Source organism: Amycolatopsis mongoliensis (assembly GCF_030285665.1).
Classification (GTDB): domain Bacteria; phylum Actinomycetota; class Actinomycetes; order Mycobacteriales; family Pseudonocardiaceae; genus Amycolatopsis; species Amycolatopsis mongoliensis.
In genome coordinates, this window is record NZ_CP127295.1 from 348,852 (window position 1) to 369,953 (window position 21,102).

A 21,102-nucleotide genomic window follows, 5' to 3' on the forward strand; every position below is an offset into this window, starting at 1 on the left:
ATTGGATTACGGGTCGGTATGCGCCCTTTGCCCGGCTGAGAAGAGTCTGTGAATTCGGCGCGGCGGGAGGAATCCGGGGTACTCCCACGTTGAACGGGGCAGGAGAGGTGAGATCGATGACCACAGCATTCACGCAGACCACGATCGGACGGCAGCAGGCGCGGCCCCAGCTGCCCACTCTGCCGACCGGCTGGCCGATCGGTTCGTACGAGTCCTACGAGCAGGCACAGCGCGCGGTCGACCACCTCGCGGGCGCGGAGTTCCCCGTCACCGACGTCACGATCGTGGGTGTCGAGCCGATGCTCGTCGAGCGCATCGCGGGCAAGATGACCTGGGGCAAGGTGCTCGGCAGCGCGGCGACGTCCGGCGCGATGTTCGGTGTGTTCCTCGGGCTGGTGCTCAGCCTGCTGAACCCGGGTGCGGGCCTGGTCCCGATCGTGATCGGCCTCGTCGCCGGTCTCGGGTTCAACCTGCTGTTCGGCGCACTCGGCTACGCGGCCAACCGCAACAAGCGCGGGTTCATCTCGCAGAGCCAGCTGGTGGCGCGCCGCTACGACGTGCTGTCCCAGCCCCGCAACGCCGAGAAGGGCCGCGCGCTGCTGGCGGACCTCGCGGCCCGCAGCGCGTGGAGCCACTGACCGCCGAAGCGCCCCGGTAAGCCCTGAAGGCCACCATCACCCCGATGGTGGCCTTCATCGCGTCCGGGCCCAGCGCCCCAATGTGGCGTTCGGTGCGTCCCACGCACCCAATGTGGCGTTCGGTGCGTGAGACGCAACCAACGCCACATTGGGGCGCTCGTGCCGGGTCGTCCGGAAGTGTCGGTGCCCGCCGGTAGTGTGGAAAACGGGGGCCGCTCAGGTCCCCGAGGAGACCGTCGGGGCGTCCGGGATCTCTTCCGGGTCCGCCAGGTCCGCGGGCCGCCCCGCCCGCAGCAGCTCGCCCCACCGCGCCCGGTCGTACCGCGCCGGCGGCGTCTCCGCCAGGAACTCGCGCAGGATCTCCAGGAACCGCTTCGGGTCGGACCGGTGCGGGAAGTGCCCCGCGCCCTCGAACAGCACCAGCCGGCTGCCCGGCATCGCCCGGTGCGCGCGCAAGGCGTGGCCGCTCGGCACGACCCGGTCGTCGGTCCCCCACACCAGCAGCGTCGGGATCCCCTCGGTCAGGTAACAGCGGTCCAGCATGTTGACCACCTGCCCGCGCCAGTCGACGACCGAGCGCAGGGTGCGCAGGAACGCCGAGCGCGTGCTCGGCTCCAGCAGCCGGACGTAGCGGGCGATCACGTAGTCGAGGTCCGGCCCCAGCCCGAGGCCTTCGGAAACCCGCAGCAGCTCGGCGAACCCGCGCAGCACCGTCAGGGCCGGCCGCGTCCCCAGCAGCGGCAGCACCAGTCCCGCGCCCGGCGCCGCGGCCAGCCGCAGCAACGGGTGGACGCTCGCCCCGACCCCGCCCGAGCCGACCAGCACCAGCCGCTCACAGCGTTCCGGGAACTGGTACGCGAACTGCATCGCGACGCCACCGCCCAGCGAATGCCCGACCACGGTGACCCGGTCGACGTCGAGGGCCGTCAACAGGTCCCGCATGCCGCACGCGTATGCGGCGACCGAGTAGTCCGCGCGCGGTTTGGCCGACGCGCCGTGGCCGAGCAGGTCGGGCGCGATCACCGTGTGGTCGGCCGCCAGTGAGGCCAGCAGGTCCAGCCACGTCGCCGAGTCGTCGCCGATGCCGTGCAGGAACAGCAGGGCCGGCCCCTGCCCCGCCATCCGGTAGGCGCGCTCGTACCCGTGGATGACCCGTGTGCGCGGGGCGAAGGTGTCCGCCCCGACCTCGGTGAGTGGCACCCGCCCAGCTCAGCACGCCCGCGTTCGCGGGACGTTTCGCGCACGTTGGCATCGGGTGAACGCCGGAAGCGGCCCCGACCTCCGCTCCCGGCGTTCGTCCCCCCGTTACTTCGTCGGCGTCGGCGTGGCCGGCGCGGACGAAGACGTCGGTGCGCTCTGCGAGGTCGGCGTCGTGGGCGGCGCCGTCACCTTCGGGATCGCCGCGCTGAACGGCACCCCGGCGTCTTCGCGGCAGGACGAGCGGTACCCGTTGTAGCCGTTGTAGTTGCCCTGGTCGTCGGTGACGCCCTGCTCGATCTTCGGGCGCGGGAACCGGTTGTCCTCGCCGATCTTCTCTTTGGTCCCGCTGGAGCGCTCGCAGCCGTAGCGGGTCAGCGTGAGCGGCCGGCCCTGTTCGTCGTAGAGGTAGAACTCGGTCAGCGGCTTGCCGTCGGCGTCGAAGGCGTAGACGTTCTCGATCTCGTTGCTGCCGTAGGTCAGCTGGTCGTTGCCGTACCGGTCGGACGACGACGGGTAGTACGACGGCGAGCTCGAGTAGGAGTTCCGGTGCGAGATCAGGTCCACCGCGGCACCGAACCCGCCCAGGATGCCGCCGATGACGAACGCCGAGATCGGCACGGCGACCCACAGCAGCCGCCGGTCGCCGCGCAGCCGCGGGCCCGCCCACACCGCCGCGCCACCCGCGACGAGCAGGAACGGCAGCAGCAGCACCGCGCTGCGCGAGCGCAGCATGAGCAGCAGCCCGAAAGCGACCAGCACGATGGCGCACAGGATCCACCAGGCCGGCTTCAGCGAAGCGAGGTAGCTCAGCGCCTTCCCGGAGTCCTCCTGCCGGCGCCCCTTGGCGAGCGTTTCCCGCAGCCACACCACCTCGGGCAGCGCCAGCACCGGCTCGATCCCGCCGCGCAGCAGCAGGAACAGGCTGACGAGGAACACCGGCAGGAAGAGCACCGCGCCCAGGAGCGCGGTGGGTTCGACGCTCACGGCGGCGGCGAACGCGAACAGCGCGAGCGCCACCGCGCAGAGCACCAGGCCCCAGAACGCGATCCGCGGCTTCGCGAGGCTCGGGTTCTTGGTGGTGGCGAGCACCTGCGTCGCACCTTCGGCCGGCGGCGGGTACCCGCCGGACGCGCGCAGTTCGGCGGCGTAGCTCTCGGGCGTGCCGAGCCGTTCGATCAGGGCCTCGACGCGGGCCCCCTCCCCCAGCTCGGCCTCCAGCTCCGCCAGGTGCGGGCGGACGTCTTCGAGGATCTCTTCGATCTCGCTCGCGGGCAGGTCGGCGAGCGCGGTGCGGACCCGCGCCAGATAAACCCGCACGGCGGTCGGCTTGTCGCTCATGCTGCCTCTCCCAAAAGCACGTTCATCGTCGATGCGAAGCTCTGCCAGGTCTTGCCCGATTCCGCCAGGCGGAGCCGGCCCGGCTCGTTCAGGCTGTAGTACTTGCGGTGCGGGCCCTCTTCGCTGGGCACCACGTACGAGGTGAGCAGGCCGGCCTTGTAGAGCCTGCGCAACGTCCCGTACACCGACGCGTCCCCCACCTCGTCCAGGCCCGCACCCCTGAGTCTTCGCAGGACGTCGTACCCGTAGCCGTCTTCCTCGCGGAGCACCGCGAGCACGGCCAGATCGAGCACTCCTTTGAGCAGCTGACTGATCTCCACTGCACCCTCCAGTCTTACGCTTGGAAAGGTACCACGCAATGCGCAGTAGTGCGCACGGCGGAGGGCCAGACGGGCGTGTCGGAGCCGATCAGGCGCCGGGGTCCACCGGGCGTTCGAAGAAGGATTCGAGGATCACGATGGTCTGCGTGCCGGTGACGCCGTCGATCGCGAACAGCCGGCGCAGCGACGCCTGGAGCTCCTCGGTCGTCGGCGTGCGCACCTTGACCAGCAGCGAAGCCGGCCCCGCGATGACGTGCGCCTCCACCACCTCGGGCAGCGCCTCGAGGGCCGCGCGCACCGGCTCGTCCCCCATCCAGGCGTTGGCCTCGACGAGGACGAACGCCGCGACACCGCGGCCGACCGCGGCCGGGTCGACGTCCACGGTGGTCCGGCGGATCACGCCCTGCTCACGCAGCTTGCGAACGCGTTCGTGGGCCGCCCCCGCGGAAAGGCCGACGGCCTTGCCGAGCACGGCGTACGCCTGCGTCGCGTCTTGCTGCAGCGCGGCGAGCAGCATGCGATCCGTGTCATCCACGGCTTGACCATATCAGGTTCGGCGATCCATGCTTACCGCAGAATCTTGTTAGGGGTGACGGATGGATCTGATCAAGACGGACTTCGAGGTGCTCGACGAGCGCTTCGCCCGCGTCAACGGCGACGAGTGGATGCAGCGCCTGCACACCGGCTGCCGCTGGACCGAGGGGCCGGCGTACTTCCCGGCCGGGCGCTACCTGGTGTTCAGCGACATCCCGAACGACCGCACGCTGCGCTGGGACGAGACGACCGGCGAGGTCGGCGTGTTCCGGCAGCCCGCCCACTACTCGAACGGCCACACGGTCGACCGCGCCGGGCGGCTGGTCAGCTGCGAGCAGGGCCGCCGCCAGGTGACGCGCACCGAGCACGACGGCTCGATCACGGTGCTGGCGTCGGAGATCGAGGGCAAGAGGTTCAACAGCCCGAACGACGTCGTCGAGCACTCGGACGGGTCAATCTGGTTCACCGACCCGAGTTACGGCATCGACAGCGACTACGAGGGGTACCGGGCGGAGAGCGAGATCGGGGCGTGCCACGTGTACCGCGTGTCCCCTTCGGGTGACGTGCGGATCGTCGCGGACGACTTCTCCCGGCCGAACGGGCTGGCGTTCTCGGCCGACGAGTCGCTGCTGTACATAGTGGACACCCGGCAGAAGCCGAGTCACATCCGGGTGTTCGAGGTGGGCCGGGAGGGCGCGCTGACCGGCGGATCGGTTTTCGCGACGTGCGACAACGGGGTGTTCGACGGGGTCCGGGTGGACAGTGAAGGCCAGGTCTGGGCCGCGGCGCACGACGGGTTGCACTGTTTCGGGGCGGACGGGACGCGGATCGGGAAGCTGCGGGTGCCGGAAGTCTGTTCGAACTTCACGTTCGGGGGCGCGAGGGGGAACGAGCTGTTCATCACGGCTTCGAGCTCGCTGTACACGCTGAGGGTGACGGTGAGCGGGGCGCGCTACCCGCGCTGAGCGGGCAGAACCTCGCCGACTGGGCCATCTTCGCTCGCCCCTGGCCACGCGGCTCGTGCCCGGCTCACGGGCTGGCCCCAGCGCCCCAATGTGGCGTTCGGTGCGTCCTACGCACCCAATGTGGCGTTCGGTGCGCCCCACGCACCCAACGCCACATTGGGGCGCTCAGCCGAGCGCGCCCGCCCGGACCCGGTCGACCACTGCGCCGCGTTGCCACGCGCGGCTCACCCGGACCAGCCAGGCCGCCTCAGCCGCCACGTCCGCGTCCGCCTCGGTGAGGTGGCCTGGCAGGCGCTCGCCCGGCTCGAAGCGGCGGCCCTCGCGGCCCGCCTCGATCGCCGCCGCCAGGGTCACCGCCTCCACCGTCGGCGCCAGCTCCGCTTCCGGAACTCCCGCCTGGCGGGCCGCCGTCTCCGCTCGGGCCGGGAGGTCCGGGTCGAAGTGGGCTCGGAGGGCCAGGTGACCGTCGCGGATCTCGATCACCCGGCGGTACAGCGCGAACTCCGCGCCCCCCGTCAGCTCGCGGCCCGGGTCGAGCGCGATGCCCGGCACCGCCGCGCGCAACGCCGTCCACAGGGGCTCGATGCGGCGGTAGGCGCGGTACGCCCGCAGCCGGCCGATCACCGACGCCACCGCGGGCGACCACGCGCTGAGCGTCGCTCCGGCCGTCACGAAACCGATCGTCGTGGCGGCGAGCACCGACGACGGCAGGTCCTCGCGCGCGCCGATCCGCGCGGTTTCGGCCAGCCGGCGGACGTCGTCGACGTCCCAGAACGTCCAGGCGAACGCCGCGCCCACACCGACCACCAGCAACCACAGCCCGGTGCGCAGCGGGCCCGGCTCCGCGTGCCACGCGCTGCGGGCGAACACCGCGATCAGCAGGCCGAGGCTGATCAGGCTGTAGACCAGGAAGACGAGCTTGTCGGCCAGGGCGAACGGCAGGCCGGCGGCCGAAAAGACCGTGTCGTCACCGACGCGCTGCGGTCCGGAGAGCGTGAAGCACACCGCCAGCAGCACCATCGTCGCGCCGGTGAACAACGCGTGCGGGGCGAGGCGGGCGCCTTCGCCGCGCCACACCGACTGCGTGAACGCGACGGCGAAACCGATCGCGCCCAGCTTCAGCTCATCGCCGGCGAGGCTCAGGACCCATTCGGCCACCGGGCCCGGGCCGGCGAGGGCGGCCATCGCGGGTGTCAGCACGCCGATGCCGGCGGCGATGCAGATGCCGAACCCGGCGAGGAACCACATGGTGCGCACCGGCTGGCTGCGACGCGCCTCGATGAGCTTGTACCCGAACCCGGCGAACCCGACCAGGCACAGGTGGTAGGCCAGGGTCTCGATCACGGCGTCCGGCGGCGGGACCGGCCGCCGAAGAGGGAGTCGAAGCGCCGCAGGCCGTCCGGGACGTCGGCAGCGAGCTCACGCGGCTCCCCGGGCCGGACGACGCGCTGCGCGAGCAGCGACGCGACGAGTTCCGCTTCGCGCTCCTCGACCTCGGTGTAGGTGGTGCGGCCGAGCACGCGCCGGACCAGCTCGGGCGAGAGGTTCGGCATGAGCTGCCGCCCGGCCGCGGCGTCGATCGCGACACCGTCCGCGCCACCGCCGGGGCCGGCGTGGCCGCAGAGCAGGTGGCCGACCTCGTGGAGCAGGATGTGCTGCCGGTGCAGGGCGGTGGTCGTGGTCGGGTAGAGGATGTAGTCGGCGCGTTCGGTGCTCATGAGCAGCCCGCAGGGAGCACCTTCGGGCGCGCTGACGGGCATGAGCTCGATGGGGCGCCCCCGGCCGGCGGCCAGGCTCGCGACGAACGCCTCGGCATCGAAGGGCTCCGGCAGGGTGACGGCATCGGCGACCTCGCGGGCCCGCTTCCACACCGCACGACCCGGTCGCCGGCGCCACGACGTTCGCGCCACGTCAGCCCTCCCTCACGCCGCGCCCCCACGGCTCCGGCCGGTTCAACGCGACGGCACCGGCGGGGATACGCGAGGGAAGCAGGATCGGGCCGACGGATTTCGGGGCGGCGGTGGGGATAGGCGTGCGCGACCGGGGATCCGCGGCAGCGCTCGGCAGGCAGGGCGAAGAATCAGCGTCTGGCCGGCAGCCCGGGACGGTGCTCGGCCGGCGGTTCAAGGCAGCACCTGGCCGGTCGCGGTGGCCAGCGCCTGATCGGCGGCTCAAGCCGGTGGCCGGCCGGTATTCGAGCGCAGCACCCGGTCGGCCGGCGGAGGTCGAGCGCGAGGCGATTCGCCCCGCGGCAGCACTCGGCCGGCGGCGTCGATCGCCCGGTCGTTTGCCCGGCGCGGGACTCGGCTCGGGGGCGGGATCCGCTGACGCCGTCACCTCAGCCCTCCTTCTTCGGTCCGCTGCGACCGGCCTCCCTCCGGGCGATCGCGTCGACCATGTCGCTGATCGTGTCGAGGCCGTCCGCCGACAGGGTCACCGCGCGCAGGGCCAGGTCGCGGACCCCCGCGTCGCGGAGTGCGCCCAGCAGGGCCAGCTCCTCGGCGATCTTCGTGCTCTGCTCGTCGTCGAAGAAGTATGCCGGAGGCACTCCGAAGAACTGGGCCAGCGCTTCGAGGTGACGCTTCGTCGGGTTGTCGCGGCGGCCCGTGCGCAGCTGCCACAGGTACGTCGTCGAGAAGCTCTCGCCCGTTGCTTCACGGCAGGCCTTCGCGACCTCTTCGTTGCTGTACGGCTCCCGATCGGGCCTGCGGACCACGTGGAACAGCCGGTCGATCTTGTCGGCCAGCGTCGACTTTCCGGGCTCCTTGACCACGATGCACTCCCTCAGCTGCCAGGCACATTCATCCTAGCTGAAAGCTGAACACCATTTATCAACGCGAGTTCACCCTCGGCCGCGGCTGGCACCGGGGACAGGAGAACGACGACCGGTTCATGAACGGCTCCCGCCGGATCGCCGTGCCGCACCGGTGGCACGGCAGCCCTTCCTGGCCGTACGCGTCCAGCGACCGGTCGAAGTACCCCGACTGCCCGTTGACGTTCACGTACAGCGCGTCGAACGAAGTCCCGCCCACACCCAGGGCCGCGTTCATCACGTCCGACGCCGCGGACAGCAGCTCACGCCCCTTCGCCGCCGTCAGCTTCTCGGTCGGCCTGGACCAGTGCAGGCGAGCGCGCCACAACGCCTCGTCCGCGTAGATGTTGCCGATGCCCGAAATGAGCGTCTGGTCCAGCAGCGCCCGCTTGACCTCGGTGCGCCGCGACCGCAGCGCGCGCACCGCCGCGTCGAGGTCGAACGCCGGGTCCATCGGGTCGCGCGCGATGTGCGCGATCGTGTCCGGCAGCAGCACGTCGTCGCCGACGTCGTGCACGTCGTCGAGCGCCAGGCCGCCGAACGTCCGCTGGTCGACGAACCGCAGCTCCGGGCCGTCGTCGTCGAAGCGCAGCCGCACCCGCAGGTGCTTCTCGTCCGGCGAGCCCTCGGGCTGGACGAGCATCTGCCCGCTCATCCCCAGGTGAGCCAGCAGCGCCTCCTTGTCGGACAGCTCCAGCCACAGGTACTTGCCGCGGCGCCGCGCCGCCTCGACGCGGCTGCCGATCAGCCGCTTGGTGAAGTCCTCGGCACCCAGCGCGTGCCGGCGGATGGCGCGCGGGTGCAGGACCTCCGCCTGGCGGATGGTCCGGCCCGCGACGTGCGCCTGCAGGCCCAGGCGGACGACTTCGACCTCGGGGAGTTCGGGCATACCGCCATTGTGCCCGGCGGGTACGACAGTTTTCGCAAAGGCACTGCTAGGGGGCGGCCGGTCCGACGTCGGCCTTCGTCAGCGGGACGCGGGTCGTGCCGGACGCGAAGTACTCGTCCGCGCCGACGTCGTAAGCACCACTACGCGCCTGCAGGTCGAAGTCCTTCGCGGCGAACGGGTACGAACCCACGCCGGCGTCGATCGCCGGGCTGCCGGAAGCCAGCCGGTACAGCCCGGCGGCGTCCTCGACCAGCTTCGGGTCGACGTTGCGGGACGGAACGCCCGCCGCGGCGCCGAAGGTGATGTTCCCCTCGTACTTCACGACGGACCCGCTCGGCAGCGTCACGAGCGTCCCCGACGTCCCCTTGACGATGTTGTCCGCGACCACGCAGTCCTTCGGCTCGAAGTCGCCGCCGTCGCCGTCGATCACCGAAGAACTGCCCAGCACGGTGTTGTACGCGACCGTGACGCGGTCCGGGCGGTCGTGCAGCTTGCTCGTCGGCCCGCTGTCGGCTTCGTCGCCCGACCCGAACACGATCGCGCGGTCGCCGGAGTTCGCCACGTAGTTGCCGACGATCTTGTGGTCGTTCCCGTGGAACCGGATGCCCGAACCGAAGAGCACGTTGCCCTCGACGGTGCTGCGGTTGCCGTGGCGCAGCACGATGTAGCCCTTGCTGTCGCGGATCGTGTTGTAGCGCACCACGTTGTCGGACGACTTGACCGAGATCGCCTCACTGTCGCCGTCCGCCTTCTCGAACAGGTTGTTTTCGATCAGCGCATCGGCCGTGTACGACTGGCGGTCGCTGAGCCCCAGCCGGATCGACTCACCACCGTTCGAGCCGCTGAACTGGTGGTTGTAGAAGTAGTTGTGGTGCACGTGGACGTGCTTGGCCATCCCGCCGGACGGCCCGAGGATCTGCAGGAACACGCCCTGGCTGGTGCGGTTCTGGAAGACGTTGCGGTCGACGACGGTGTCGTCGCCGCTGACCGTCACCCAGTTGCCGTCGGTCGTGAGCTGGAAGTCGTTGCGGGTCAGGCGGTTGTTCGACGCGCCGGCCGGGACGCTCAGCGAGGCGCCGCCCCGGAACTTGAACCCCCGCAGCACGACGTTCGAGACGCCGCTCGCGAAAGCGAACGTCTTCGAGCCGGTGATCGTGGCCTGGCCGGTGTGCTCCGCGGCGACGGTCACCGGCGCGGTGCTCGTGCCGGACCGCTTGATCGAGAGCGTCGAGCCCGCGGAGTAGGAGCCGTCGGCGAGCACGATCGTGTCACCGGGGTTCGCTTTGTCCATAGCGGACTGCAGCGCCGAAAGCGACGTGACGCGGATCTGCGCGGCCGACGCCGCCGGTCCGGGCACGACGACGAGCGCCGCCGCGATCAAGGGGACGAAGAACAGACGCATCCGCCGAACCTCTCAGTAGTACGAGCGCGGCGGATGATCATCACGCTACTGAGCGACGGGCGGGCCGTCAACGGAGGTTCCCGGTGATCAGGACTCCGGGTCGTCCTTCTTCTCGGCTTCGAGCTCGGCCGACAGCGAGCGCCAGGCCGTCTCGGCGGCCTTCTGCTCGGCTTCCTTCTTCGTCGACCCGGTGCCGTTGCCCAGCGGGCGGCCCGCGACGAGGACGGTGGCCGTGAACTCCTTGCGGTGGTCCGGCCCGGTGTCCTCGACCTTGTACTCGGGCACGCCGAGGCCGGCCGACGCGGTCAGCTCCTGCAGGCTCGTCTTCCAGTCCAGGCCGGCACCGCGCAGCGGGGCTTCGGCGAGCAGACCGTCGAAGAGGTGGTGCACGAGCTTGCGGGCGATCTCGATGCCGTGCTCGAGGTAGACGGCACCGATGACCGCTTCCAGGCCGTCGGCGAGGATGCTCGCCTTGTCCCGGCCGCCGGTGAGCTCTTCGCCCTTGCCCAGCAGCAGGTGCGCCCCGAGCCCGCCCTCGCCGAGCCCGCGGGCGACCCGCGCCAGCGCGTGCATGTTGACGACGCTGGCGCGGAGCTTCGCGAGCTGACCTTCGGGCAGGTCGGGATGTGTGGTGTAGAGGTGATCGGTGACGACCAGGCCGAGCACCGCGTCACCGAGGAACTCCAGCCGCTCGTTCGGCGGCAGACCCCCGTTTTCGTACGCGTACGAACGGTGGGTCAGCGACAGCCGGAGCAGCTCGGGGTCGAGAGTGACCCCGAGCGCTTCGAGCAACGGCGCCGGATCGGCTGGTGGTCCCCCGGGCGTCTTGCCCCCCATGTCGGCTACCCGATCAGGCGGGCTCGACGACCTGGCGGCCGTTGTGCTGGCCGCACGACGGGCACGCGATGTGCTGGAGCTTCGGCTGCTTGCAGGCGCGGTTGGAGCAGGGCACCAGCTGCACCGGAGCCGCCTTCCACTGGCTGCGGCGGGAGCGCGTGTTGGATCGCGACATCTTCCGCTTCGGGACGGCCACGAGTAGATCTCCTTATGACGGTCTGCTCGCGGTGCGAGCGAACTTCCTCCGCAACGAGCTGGGGCGCTCGTCAGGCTTGCTCAGCGGGACCCGGCGCAGGCTTCTCGCCCGCATTCTCGTCGAAGCGCTCGACCAGTGCGGCCCACCGAGGGTCTATCTTCTCATGCCCGTGTCCGGGCTCGAGATCGGCCCACTTGACACCGCACTCGATGCACAGCCCGGCGCAGTCCTCGGTGCACAGCGGCGCCAGCGGCAGGGCGAGCACCACGGCGTCGCGCACGATGGGCTCAAGGTCGATCCGGTCGTCGACCAGCCGGGGGATCTCGTCCTCGTCGGTGGTCTCCTCGGTGGCCGAGCCGGGGTAGGCGAACAGCTCCTGGACCTCGACCTCGATCTCTTCGGTCACCGGGTCGAGGCAGCGGGCGCAGGTCCCCTTCGCGGTGGCCTTCGCGGTGCCGCTGACGAGCACGCCTTCGACGACGGACTCGAGCAGCAGGTCGAGTTCGAGTTCGGAGCCGGCGTCGATGGTGATGACATCGGGGACGCCGAGCGGCGTCTCCACCGGCACGCTGCGCCGGATGGCGCGGCTGAGGCCGGCGTGACGGCCGAGCTCACGGGTGTCGATCACCCAGGGGCTGCGGTCGTCGAGCTGGGGGGTCTTGTTCTCGGACATCCAGTCCAGAGTACGCACGGGCCGCCACCTCTTTTGAGCTGGCACCCGCGCAGGTCGGACGGACCGCGCCCAGGTGAGTCGAGGTGTCCCCCGGGCACCGGCGGAAACGTCTTGAACCACTCAGCCGCGGCACCGGGCTCGGGCCGTGACCGCTGGTACGACTGAGAGGCTCGTCACACCTGGTAGTCGTAGAGCGTCGGGCGGCCGCCGCCGCTGGGCAGGTTCGCCGGGGACCGCAGGTGGTTGCGGCCCGAGTCGACGGTCCGCAGCGTCGTCGCCAGCAGCTCCGAGAACTCCGCCAGCTTGCCGTCCACGTAGGCGTCGCAGTCCGCGCGCTGGCGGTCGGCCTCCGCGTGGGCCTCGTCGACGATGCGCGCCGACTCCGCGTGCGCCGCCTGGACGACCTCGGTCTGCGCGACCAGGCGGCCCTGCTCGGCACGGCCGTCCTCGATGGCCCGGTCGTAGGCGTCGCGGCCGGCCTGGATCATGCGCTCGGACTCGGCGCGCGAACGGTCGGTGAGGTTCTGGTACTCGGCCTGGCCCGCCGCGACCGTGCGGTCGGCCTGGTCGTGCGCGTCGGCGAGCATCTGCTCGGCGCGGGCGCGCGCGTCGGCCAGGATGCGCTCGGCCTCGTCGGTGGCGTCGGCGATCGCGCGCTCGGCCTCGGCGTTCGCACCGGCGACCGTCTCCCCCGCCTCCTTGCGGGCGGCGTGGATCAGGTCGTCGCGCTTGTCGAGCACGTCCTGGGCGTCGTCGACCTCCGCCGGCAGTGCGTCGCGGACGTCGTCGAGGAGTTCGAGAACGTCGCCGCGGGGCACCACGCAGCTGGACGTCATCGGGACGCCGCGCGCCTCCTCGACGATGGTGACGAGCTCGTCGAGCGCCTCGAAAACCCGGTACACGGCAACTCCAATCCCCTGTCGCTGAGATCAGTCTGCCCGTTGCGCGCGCGGAACCGGTGAAGGCGCACGAGGCCGGGCGTGTCCTCTTTCTCCGGTGGACCCGCCCGGCCGCCGCGCCGGGTCAGGAGTTCAGGTCGATCCGCTTGAAGGTGACGTAGTGGTCGGGCGTGTAGGCGAGTTCGCCGGCCCCGCCGGAGATCACGCGGTCGCTGGTGCCGACGGCGAAGAGCTTGTAGTAACCGGACGAGCAGGCCGGGAGCACGCCTTCGCGGTTCTCGTACGTCGTGCCGGTGGAGGCGCCGCCGCGGACGTTGTCCACCACGGTCTTCGCGGCCGGGGAAAGCTGGGAATAGCCGATCTTCGCCAGGCCGGACAGGTCGCCGCAGGCGTGCGTCGTGCCGCCCCCGCCGATGTCGATGACCTGGAAGCTGGCGTAGTGGTCGCCGGTGTAGAAGTACTCGCCGCCCGAGCCGGTCACGATGCGGCGCGTACCGCGGTTGCTCGAGCCGGGCGTCGGGACCGTGTACTCGTGGTAGTAGCCCGACGCGCAGGCCGGGAGGATGCCTTCCCGGTTGTCGAAGACGACGCCGTCGTTCTGCGGGTACGGGAACGGCCCGTCGGTCTGGATCAGGTTGTACGTCGTCGTCGCCTCGGCGGGCAGGGCCGAGAGCGTCGTGTGGGAGAACCCGGAGAGGCTCCCGCACGCGTTCTGCGCGGCGACTGCCGGTGCAGCCGGTGCTGCTGTCACCGCTTCGGCGGCGGTGACCCCCATGGACAGCGTGGCCAGGAGCGCGAAGAAGACCGCGACCAGGCGTGATCGGTAGTTGGTCATTTTCGGACCGTAACTCGATCGGATGATCGTCAGAAGGCGGGAACGTGAACTCGGGCACCGCGCGCCGGAAGTCCCGACGAACGTAGGGGGCCGATCGACGGGAACCCGGCGCCCGAGTTGCGGGGAGTCCGGTGTGGAGGGTCAGCGCCCGAGCTTCGGGAACTTCTCCGAGAGGCGCTCGTAGACCACCGGCGGCACCAGGTGCTCGATGTCACCGCCGAGCGCCGCGACCTCCTTGACCAGCGAGCTGGACACGAACCCGTACGCCGGGTTGTTCGCCATCAGCAGCGTCTCGACGCCGGTCAGCTCGCGGTTCATCTGCGCCATCTGCAGCTCGTAGTCGAAGTCGCTGACCGAGCGCAGGCCCTTGGCGATCGCCGCGATGTCGTTCTCGCGGCAGTAGTCGACCAGCAGGCCTTCCCACGAGTCGATCCGCACGTTGCCCAGCTTCGCCGTGATCTCGCGCAGCATGTCGAGGCGCTCGGGCACCTCGAAGAGGCCCTTCTTGTTCTTGTTCACGCCCACCGCGACGACGACCTCGTCGAACAGCTGGGCCGCCCGCTCGATGATGTCGAGGTGCCCGTTGGTGGCCGGATCGTAGGAACCGGGACAGACCGCACGCCGCATGGCGCGGACGCTACCGTGCCGCAGGTCGCCACGCCCGCTCTGCCGCGCGTGGCTCACGTCACGAAGTGCCGTAGTCCGCCCAGAAGACCGCCGTGTCGCCGTACTTCTTCGCGCGCGAGGGCGCGAAACCCGCCGGCCAGTCCGGCTCGCCGTCGCGGGCCGCGCGTTCGACCACGACCAGCGCGCTCTCCCCCAGCCAGCCGCCCGACGCCAGCGAAGCCAGCACCTTGCCGAGCGCGGCCGCGTCCACGGCGTACGGCGGATCGGCCAGCACCAGGTCGTACGGGCGGGGTGCGGGCGCCGCGACCACCGTCTCGACCTGCCCGGCCCGGACCGTGCCGCCCAGGCCCAGCGCCGCGACGTTGCCGCGCAGGACGTCCACCGCGCGCCGGTCGGCTTCCACGAACAGCGCGTCCGCCGCGCCGCGGGAGAGCGCTTCGAGACCGAGGGCGCCGGAGCCGGCGTAGAGGTCGAGGACGTGGGCGCCGTCCAGCTCGCCCGCCGTCTCCAGGGCGTTGAACAGGGCTTCCCGCACGCGCTCCGACGTCGGCCGGGTGCCCTTCGGCGGCACCTTCAGCCGCCGCCCGCCCGCCGTCCCGGCCACGATCCTGGTCACCCCCCGATTGTGCGGGGGCGACGCGCGGCGCGGATGACCGGGACACGGGTGTACCCGCCGGACCCAACGCGTAGAGTCGTTCTTCGCCCTCGGAGGCGATCCAGAGCTGTCAAGGAGCCATGCGTGTCGGAACCTCGGGTCAGACGGGCCGAGATCGCCATCGAACAAGCCCACGTCGATCGCGTGTACACCCGTCTGGACGAACTGCGCGTCCAAGCCGAGGCGATGCGCACCAAGGGCTACGAGATCGGCCAGGGCGCGCAGCGCGAGGCGATCTTCGAGCAGGCGTCGATGCTGTTCGAGCGCGACATGATGGTCTACCACGCGAACCAGACGCTCCAGTCGCTCGACGCCGAGTACGAGGGGCTCGTCTTCGGCCGGCTCGACCACCTCGACACCGAGCGCGTGTACGTCGGCAGGCTCGGCATCCGCGACGCCGAGTTCGACAACCTCGTCACGGACTGGCGCGCGCCGGCCGCGGCCGCGTTCTACCAGGCCACGGCCGAGGAGCCGATGGAGGTCGTGCGGCGGCGCGTGATCCGCTGCTCCGGCCAGAACGTCCTGGACGTCGACGACGACGTGCTGATCGCCGACGCCGTGCCCGAGGACATGCAGATCGTCGGCGAAGGCGCGCTGATGGCCGCGCTGGGCCGCTCGCGCGGCGAGAAGATGCGCGACATCGTCGCGACCATCCAGAAGGAGCAGGACGAGGTGATCCGGGCGCCGTGGCGCGGGGTCACCGAGATCACCGGCGGCCCGGGTACCGGCAAGACCGCGGTCGCCCTGCACCGCGCGGCCTACCTGCTCTACCGCTACCGCCGTCAGCTCGGCGGCGCCGGGGTGCTGGTGATCGGGCCGTCCGGGGTGTTCACCAGCTACATCTCGCGCGTCCTCCCCTCGATGGGTGAGACGAACGTCGAACTGCGCGCGCTCGGCGAGGTCCTCGACGGCCTGGAGGCGACGCGGCAGGACGCGGCGCCGCTGGCCGCGATCAAGGGGTCGCTGCGGATGCGGAAGATCCTGCTGCGGGCGCTGCGGGACACCCCGCCGGAGGCGCCCGAGGAGATGCGGATCGTCTACCGCGGCGAGGTCCTCAGGCTGAACGCGCGCGAGCTCGAGAAGGTGCGCCGCAAGGCCCACACGCAGGGCGCGCCGCCGAACCGGTCGCGGATCCGGGCGGCGGAGCTGCTGCTCGACGCCCTGGCGGCGAAGGCCGAGGAGTACGCGAAGGCCGACGGCAAGCCGTTCGACCGCGCGGAGCTGATCACCGACCTGGGCGAGCGGATCGACTTCCACCGGTTCCTCGTCGTGTGGTGGCCGGTGCTGTACCCGGCGCAGATCCTGAAGTGGCTGGGCGAGGAGAAGCGGCTCGCGTCGGTGGCGAAGGGCGTCCTGAACCGGCAGGAGATCTCGCTGCTGGCGGCGGACTTCGCGGACCGGTCGCGGGGCTGGTCGATCGCCGACGTCGCCCTGCTCGACGAGCTGCGCGTGCTGATCGGGCCGCCGCCGAAGCGCAAGCGCCGCCAGGTGATCGAGGTGGAGCCGCAGCGGTCCGGCGGTGCCCCGACCCGGCCCGAGCACTACGACGAGTACTCGCATGTGGTCGTCGACGAGTCGCAGGACCTCTCGCCGATGCAGTGGCGGATGGTCGGCCGGCGCGGGAAGTACGCGAGCTGGACGGTCGTCGGCGACCCGGTGCAGAGCTCGTGGCCGGACCCGGCGGAAGCGGCCCAGGCGCGCGACCAGGCGTTCGGGGTGAAGACGGCCCGGCGGCGGTTCACGCTGCGGACGAACTACCGGAACTCGGCGGAGATCTTCGACCTGGCGGCGAAGGTGGTGGCCGGGCACGCGGAGTCGGGCGAGCTGCCGGTGGCCGTGCGCAAGACGGGCGTGGAGCCGGAGGTCCGCCCGCTGGAGGCGGCGGGCCTGGCGTCCGCGACGCAGGCGGCGGTGAAGGAGCTGCTGGGCGCGGTCGAGGGCACGGTCGGCGTCATCACGGCGATGGACCGGGTGCCGGACGTCGCGGGCTGGGTGTCGGGACACGCGGACGAACGGCTCAAGGTCGTCGGCAGCCTGGATTCGAAGGGCCTGGAGTACGACGCGGTGGTGCTCGTCGAGCCCAACGACCTCATCACGGAGTCGACGACCGGGCGGCGCGTGCTGTACGTGGCGCTGACCCGGGCGACGCAGCAGCTGATCGTGCTGGCCTCGAACCCGGACTGGATCCCGGCGGGCTGACCCGGACGGTCGGCTCACGTACCCAGACGGTCGGGTCGCCTACCCGGACGTTGTGAATGACTCATTCATGTCGTCAGACGAGGTGAATGAGTCATTCACGGCCTTCCCGGGCACGCTGAAGGGCCCCTTCGAGGGGCGGGAGGCAGGGTTCCCGTGCCCTTGAAGGGGCCCTTCAGACCCCCGGTGAAAGAAACGTCTCTCGGACGGAACGCGTCCGAGAGCATGTCTACTGGACAAAAGTTGTTCGGTGTCCGCGCACCGGCACCGAACAACAACGCCGAACAACTCGTCAGGGGCAGGGCGGCCCGTAGTCGATGCCGGGTAGGTTCGCCGACCACTCCGCCTCGGTGATCCGGGGCGCCGCGACCGCGCAGATCCTCGCCGTCGCCCGGCCGGAGTCGGTCTCGGCGAACCGGACCGTGCCGTCCGCGACCGTGGCCACCAGCGTATGGCCGTCCGGTGCGTACTGCACGGCGTAGACCCGGTCGGCCTCCTCGGGCAGCACCGCGTACGGCTCGCGCCGGGCCACGTCCCACAGCCGGATCGTGCGGTCGTAGCTGCCGGACGCCAACACGCTGCCGTCGCCGCTGAACGACACCGACATGACGATGTCGGCGTGCCCGGCGAGGACCGCCGACACGTGCGCGGCGGCGGGGTCGCCGACGTCCCACAGGCGGATCATGCGGTCGGCGCCGGCGGTCGCCAGCGTCCGGCCGTCCGGGCTGAAGGCGACCGAGAAGATCGTGTCGGTGTGCCCTTCGAGCTTCGAGAGCGGCCGCGGGGCCCGGGGCGCCGAGACGTCCCACAGCCGCGCGGTGTGGTCCCAGCCCGCGCTCGCCAGGGTCCGGCCGTCCGGGCTGAAGGCGAGCGTGTGGACGTCGTCATCGTGGCCGGCCAGCTTGGCGATCTCCACCGGGCGGAGACGGTCGGCGAGGTCCCAGAGCCGGACCGTGTGGCCGTCGCCCGCGGTGGCGAGCACCTTGCCGTCGGGGCTGAACGCGACCGCGTCGATGTCGTCGTGCGGCCGGGAGAACACCACCGGCGGCCCGGGGTGGGCGGGGTCGGTGAGGTCCCGCAGCGTCATCGTGTGGTCCCAGCTGCCGGTGGCCAGCGTCCGGCCGTCCGGGCTGATCGCGACGCCGCAGACGGCGTTGCCGAAGCCGCCGACGGTGGCGATCGTCCTGGGCGCGCCCGGGTCGGCGAGGTCGCGCAACCGCACCGCCTCGTCGTAGCCGCCGGTGGCGAGCACGCCGCGGCCGAACGCGGCGTGGCACGCCTGGGCCGTGTGGGCGGGCAGCGCCGGGCCAGGCAGGTCCCAGAGCCGGGCGCTCTGGTCGTCGCTGGCCGTGGCGAGGGTGCGGCCGTCGCGGGTGAACACCGCGGAGCCGACCGCGCCGGTGTGCCCGGGCAGCGACGAGAGCTCGCGCGGCTGCCGGGGGTCGGCGACGTCCCACAGCCGCGCGGTGCGGTCGAACCCGGTCGTGGCCAGGGTGTGCCCGCCGGGGCCGAACGCGACCGACCGCACGATCGCCTTGTGCGCGCCGAGCGACGACAGCTGCGCCGGCGCGGCCGGGTCGGCGACGTCCCAGAGGCGTGCGGTCTCGTCGGCGCTCGCGGTGGCGAGGGTGCGGCCGTCCGGGCTGAAGGCGACCGAGTGGACGACGTCGGTGTGCCCGGTCGCGACACCGAGCTGACGCCGCGAGGCGACGTCCCAGACGCGCGCGGTCTTGTCGGCCGACGCGGAGGCGAGCAGCCTGCCGTCCGGGCTGAAGGCGAGGTTGTTGACGTACGACGTGTGCCCGGTCAGCTCCCCCGCCGGCCGCGGGTGGGCGGGGTCGGTGGTGTCGTACAGCCGGAGCGTGCCGGTGACGTCGCCGGTCGCCAGCAGCGGCCCCACCGGGCTGAACGCGACCGCGTACGCCTTGCCTTCGTGCTGCTCGACGAGCACGCCGTGCCCCGGCCGCGCGGGGTCGCTGACGTCCCAGACCCGTGCGGTGCCGTCGAAACCCGCGGTGGCGACGGTCCGGCCGTCGGCGCTGAAGGCCACGTTGTTGACGTTGCCGGTGTGCCCGGCGAGAACGCCGAGCGGCACCGGGTGGTGCGGGTCGTGGACGTCCCACAGGCGCGCCGTGCCGTCCCAGCTGGCCGTCACGAGAACCCGGCCGTCCGGGCGGAGGGCGACGGTGTTGACCCGGCCGGTGTGCCCGGTGACGCGGGTCGAGTACGGCGTCGCGAACATGCCGAGCACGCTGCTGCGCGCGTCCGCGCTCGGGTCGAGCCGGTACGCGGCGAGCGCGAGCTGCGCGGCCAGCGCGGGGTTGGTGGCGCGCATGGCCAGCGCCTGGCCGGCGACCTTCTGGGCGAGCGCGCTGTTGCGCTGGCCGGTGGCCGTGTTCTCGGCGCGCACGGCGTACGCGGTGGCCGCGACGGCGACGACCAGCAGCACGGCGAGCAGCGCGACGAGCTGCCGCAGCCGCCGCGTGCGACGGCGGTCGCGCTCCTGCTCGGCGTGCTCGACGGCGAGGCTGGCGTCGAGGAACCGCCGTTCCCGCTGGGAAAGCGCGGTGTCCTGGCGCGCGGCCCACTCCCGCGCGATGCCCAGCCGGGTGCCGCGGTAGAGCCAGCCGGGATCCTCGTCGACGGACTCCCAGGCGTCGGTCGCCTCGGTGAGCTGCCGGTGCACGCGCAGGCCTTCGCGGTCCTCGGTGAGCCATTCGCGCAGCCGAGGCCAGCCGCGGATGAGGGCCTCGTGGGCGATCTCGATCCCGGTGTCGTCGAGGGTGACCAGCCGCGCCGCGGCCAGCTCGCCGAGCACGACGGCGGTGTCCTCGTCGTCGGTGTCGAGCTCGGCGCGGCTGATCCGGCGCTTGGTGTCTTCGGTGCCCTCGCCGAGGGCGGTCATCCGGAGGAAGATCTGCCGCGCCAGCCGCTGCTGACGCGCCGAGAACGTCGCGAAGGTGCGTTCCGACGTCTGCGCCACCGACCGCTCGATGCCGCCGGTGGACTCGTACCCGGCCAGGGTGAGCGTGGTGCCGCGGCGCCGCCGCCACGTTTCGAGGAGCGCGTGCGAGAGCAGCGGCAGCACGCCGGGCTGGCCGGTGGCGTCCGCGACGAGCCGCGAGACCAGGGCGTTTTCGACGCGGTACCCGGCGTCGACGGCCGGCCGGGAGATCGCCTGCCGGAGCTCCTCAGTGGTCATCGGGCCGACGAGGACCTGCGCGTCCTGCATGGCTTCCGCGAGGTCGGCGTGCCGCGCGCAGTGGGTGTAGAAGTCGGTGCGGATGCCGAGGACGACCCGGGTCCGGCTGCCCGGCTCGGTGGTCGCGGTGACGAGCGCGCCGAGGAACTGCGCGCGCTCCTGCTGGTCCTGGCAGAGGGTGAAGACCTCTTCGAACTGGTCGACGACCACGACGACGTCCGTGTCGTCAGTGTTGCCAGTGTTGCCAGTGTTGTCCAAGTCAGCCAGCTGCCGGGCGGCGAGCCCGAGGTTGCGCGGGTGCGCGGCGAAGTCGTCGAGCAGCGCGCCCGGCGCGAGGCCGAGCGCGGCGGCGAACTTGACGGCGCACTCCTGCAGCGGCCGGGCGCCCGGGGTGAGCAGCACGACCGGGTCCTTCACCGACGGCAGCAGGCCGGCCCGCAGCAACGAGGACTTCCCCGAACCGGACGCGCCGAGCACGGCGAGAAAACGCTGTCTCGAAAGCCGGCCGACGAGCTTTCCGACCAGCCGTTCCCGGCCGAAGAATCGGCTCGCGTCGCCGGGTCCGAATGCGCCCAGCCCGACGTACGGCGGCCTTTCCCCGGTTTCCGGCTCGGGTGGTGAATTGTCGCCGTCCCGGCGCGAGCCGTCGGCGACGGCGTGCCAGCGCTCTTCCCATTCGCCGGGAACCCCGCCACAGGCCCGGACGTAGGCCAAGGTCACGGCCAGGCTGGGGAGTTTCCGCCCGCCGGCGGCCTCCGAAAGCGTCCCGGCCGAGTAGTGCGCGCGCCGGCCGAGCTCGCGGTACGTCGGATTTCCGGCGCTCTCGCGCAAACGCCGGAGATCGGCGGCGAATTCGGTCAGCGGGTCGTCCCCGGGATCCAAGG

The 21,102-nt window shown here is 71.7% G+C and carries 20 protein-coding genes; 3 read left to right on the forward strand and 17 right to left on the reverse strand.

All coding sequences use genetic code 11. The features are described from left to right. The first annotated feature begins 116 nt into the window (after positions 1 to 116). Entirely contained in the window at positions 117 to 638 is a 522-nt protein-coding gene (locus QRX60_RS01675) for a general stress protein (RefSeq protein ID WP_285999022.1), read from the forward strand. 216 nt (positions 639 to 854) lie between these two features. On the opposite strand, the gene QRX60_RS01680 is transcribed toward QRX60_RS01675, so the two are convergent. From QRX60_RS01680 to QRX60_RS01695, 4 genes are all read right to left on the reverse strand, one after another. Continuing rightward, positions 855 to 1,760 carry an alpha/beta fold hydrolase gene (locus QRX60_RS01680; RefSeq protein WP_332845845.1) on the reverse strand — a complete coding sequence of 302 codons (906 nt, stop codon included), beginning with the start codon at positions 1,758 to 1,760 and terminating at the stop codon, positions 855 to 857. A 183-nt stretch (positions 1,761 to 1,943) separates the two neighbouring features. Then, positions 1,944 to 3,176: an HAAS signaling domain-containing protein gene (locus QRX60_RS01685; protein WP_285999024.1), complete on the reverse strand. Its 1,233-nt coding sequence runs from the start codon at positions 3,174 to 3,176 to the stop codon at positions 1,944 to 1,946. After that, positions 3,173 to 3,496, reverse strand: coding sequence for a PadR family transcriptional regulator (locus QRX60_RS01690; protein ID WP_285999025.1), 324 nt, complete (start codon positions 3,494 to 3,496; stop codon positions 3,173 to 3,175). The genes QRX60_RS01685 and QRX60_RS01690 overlap by 4 nt, the downstream gene beginning before the upstream one ends. Before the next feature lie 88 nt (positions 3,497 to 3,584). Continuing rightward, entirely contained in the window at positions 3,585 to 4,031 is a 447-nt protein-coding gene (locus QRX60_RS01695) for an Lrp/AsnC family transcriptional regulator (RefSeq protein WP_285999026.1), read from the reverse strand. Positions 4,032 to 4,092: 61 nt separating this feature from the next. On the opposite strand from QRX60_RS01695, the gene QRX60_RS01700 reads away from it, so the two are divergent. Next, positions 4,093 to 4,995: an SMP-30/gluconolactonase/LRE family protein gene (locus QRX60_RS01700; protein ID WP_285999027.1), complete on the forward strand. Its 903-nt coding sequence runs from the start codon at positions 4,093 to 4,095 to the stop codon at positions 4,993 to 4,995. A 165-nt stretch (positions 4,996 to 5,160) separates the two neighbouring features. Here QRX60_RS01700 and QRX60_RS01705 read toward each other — a convergent pair whose 3' ends face one another. From QRX60_RS01705 to rsmD, 12 genes are all read right to left on the reverse strand, one after another. Beyond that, on the reverse strand, positions 5,161 to 6,339 hold the full coding sequence (locus tag QRX60_RS01705; RefSeq protein WP_285999028.1) for an MAB_1171c family putative transporter: 1,179 nt from the start codon (positions 6,337 to 6,339) through the stop codon (positions 5,161 to 5,163). Beyond that, positions 6,336 to 6,905, reverse strand: coding sequence for a hypothetical protein (locus tag QRX60_RS01710; protein ID WP_285999029.1), 570 nt, complete (start codon positions 6,903 to 6,905; stop codon positions 6,336 to 6,338). Before QRX60_RS01710 ends, QRX60_RS01705 begins: the two co-directional genes overlap by 4 nt. Before the next feature lie 428 nt (positions 6,906 to 7,333). Next, a complete protein-coding gene (locus QRX60_RS01715; protein ID WP_285999030.1) occupies positions 7,334 to 7,768 on the reverse strand; it encodes a helix-turn-helix domain-containing protein in 435 nt (144 codons plus the stop codon). A 58-nt stretch (positions 7,769 to 7,826) separates the two neighbouring features. Continuing rightward, entirely contained in the window at positions 7,827 to 8,696 is an 870-nt protein-coding gene (gene mutM / locus QRX60_RS01720; protein ID WP_285999031.1) for a bifunctional DNA-formamidopyrimidine glycosylase/DNA-(apurinic or apyrimidinic site) lyase, read from the reverse strand. A gap of 46 nt (positions 8,697 to 8,742) precedes the next feature. After that, positions 8,743 to 10,098: a polysaccharide lyase 6 family protein gene (locus QRX60_RS01725; protein ID WP_285999032.1), complete on the reverse strand. Its 1,356-nt coding sequence runs from the start codon at positions 10,096 to 10,098 to the stop codon at positions 8,743 to 8,745. 87 nt (positions 10,099 to 10,185) lie between these two features. Next, a complete protein-coding gene (gene rnc, locus QRX60_RS01730) occupies positions 10,186 to 10,935 on the reverse strand; it encodes a ribonuclease III (protein WP_285999033.1) in 750 nt (249 codons plus the stop codon). Positions 10,936 to 10,948: 13 nt separating this feature from the next. Continuing rightward, positions 10,949 to 11,131, reverse strand: coding sequence for a 50S ribosomal protein L32 (gene rpmF, locus QRX60_RS01735; RefSeq protein WP_013223689.1), 183 nt, complete (start codon positions 11,129 to 11,131; stop codon positions 10,949 to 10,951). 70 nt (positions 11,132 to 11,201) lie between these two features. Next, positions 11,202 to 11,804 carry a YceD family protein gene (locus QRX60_RS01740; RefSeq protein ID WP_285999034.1) on the reverse strand — a complete coding sequence of 201 codons (603 nt, stop codon included), beginning with the start codon at positions 11,802 to 11,804 and terminating at the stop codon, positions 11,202 to 11,204. Positions 11,805 to 11,977: 173 nt separating this feature from the next. Then, positions 11,978 to 12,706: a DivIVA domain-containing protein gene (locus QRX60_RS01745; RefSeq protein WP_285999035.1), complete on the reverse strand. Its 729-nt coding sequence runs from the start codon at positions 12,704 to 12,706 to the stop codon at positions 11,978 to 11,980. 121 nt (positions 12,707 to 12,827) lie between these two features. Beyond that, positions 12,828 to 13,538 carry a ribonuclease domain-containing protein gene (locus QRX60_RS01750; RefSeq protein ID WP_285999036.1) on the reverse strand — a complete coding sequence of 237 codons (711 nt, stop codon included), beginning with the start codon at positions 13,536 to 13,538 and terminating at the stop codon, positions 12,828 to 12,830. 141 nt (positions 13,539 to 13,679) lie between these two features. Next, positions 13,680 to 14,165 carry a pantetheine-phosphate adenylyltransferase gene (gene coaD / locus QRX60_RS01755; RefSeq protein WP_285999037.1) on the reverse strand — a complete coding sequence of 162 codons (486 nt, stop codon included), beginning with the start codon at positions 14,163 to 14,165 and terminating at the stop codon, positions 13,680 to 13,682. A gap of 58 nt (positions 14,166 to 14,223) precedes the next feature. Further along, positions 14,224 to 14,781: a 16S rRNA (guanine(966)-N(2))-methyltransferase RsmD gene (gene rsmD / locus QRX60_RS01760; RefSeq protein WP_285999038.1), complete on the reverse strand. Its 558-nt coding sequence runs from the start codon at positions 14,779 to 14,781 to the stop codon at positions 14,224 to 14,226. Between the two features lie 123 nt (positions 14,782 to 14,904). On the opposite strand from rsmD, the gene QRX60_RS01765 reads away from it, so the two are divergent. Continuing rightward, complete coding sequence (locus QRX60_RS01765; RefSeq protein WP_285999039.1) at positions 14,905 to 17,019, forward strand: HelD family protein; 2,115 nt, start codon at positions 14,905 to 14,907, stop codon at positions 17,017 to 17,019. A gap of 289 nt (positions 17,020 to 17,308) precedes the next feature. On the opposite strand, the gene QRX60_RS01770 is transcribed toward QRX60_RS01765, so the two are convergent. Continuing rightward, positions 17,309 to 21,100, reverse strand: a complete 3,792-nt coding sequence (locus QRX60_RS01770) for an nSTAND1 domain-containing NTPase (protein ID WP_285999040.1) — start codon at positions 21,098 to 21,100, stop codon at positions 17,309 to 17,311. Positions 21,101 to 21,102: the final 2 nt, after the last annotated feature.

Excerpts from the sequence above, each read along its gene's own strand:
- QRX60_RS01680 (WP_332845845.1), bottom strand. The coding sequence starts at position 1,760 with ATGGCGGGGCAGGGGCCGGCCCTGCTGTTCCTGCACGGCATCGGCGAC.
- QRX60_RS01725 (WP_285999032.1), bottom strand. The coding sequence starts at position 10,098 with ATGCGTCTGTTCTTCGTCCCCTTGATCGCGGCGGCGCTCGTCGTCGTG.
- QRX60_RS01685 (WP_285999024.1), bottom strand. The coding sequence starts at position 3,176 with ATGAGCGACAAGCCGACCGCCGTGCGGGTTTATCTGGCGCGGGTCCGC.
- QRX60_RS01740 (WP_285999034.1), bottom strand. The coding sequence starts at position 11,804 with ATGTCCGAGAACAAGACCCCCCAGCTCGACGACCGCAGCCCCTGGGTG.
- mutM (WP_285999031.1), bottom strand. The coding sequence starts at position 8,696 with ATGCCCGAACTCCCCGAGGTCGAAGTCGTCCGCCTGGGCCTGCAGGCG.
- coaD (WP_285999037.1), bottom strand. The coding sequence starts at position 14,165 with ATGCGGCGTGCGGTCTGTCCCGGTTCCTACGATCCGGCCACCAACGGG.
- QRX60_RS01675 (WP_285999022.1), top strand. The coding sequence starts at position 117 with ATGACCACAGCATTCACGCAGACCACGATCGGACGGCAGCAGGCGCGG.
- QRX60_RS01750 (WP_285999036.1), bottom strand. The coding sequence starts at position 13,538 with ATGACCAACTACCGATCACGCCTGGTCGCGGTCTTCTTCGCGCTCCTG.
- QRX60_RS01700 (WP_285999027.1), top strand. The coding sequence starts at position 4,093 with ATGGATCTGATCAAGACGGACTTCGAGGTGCTCGACGAGCGCTTCGCC.
- rnc (WP_285999033.1), bottom strand. The coding sequence starts at position 10,935 with ATGGGGGGCAAGACGCCCGGGGGACCACCAGCCGATCCGGCGCCGTTG.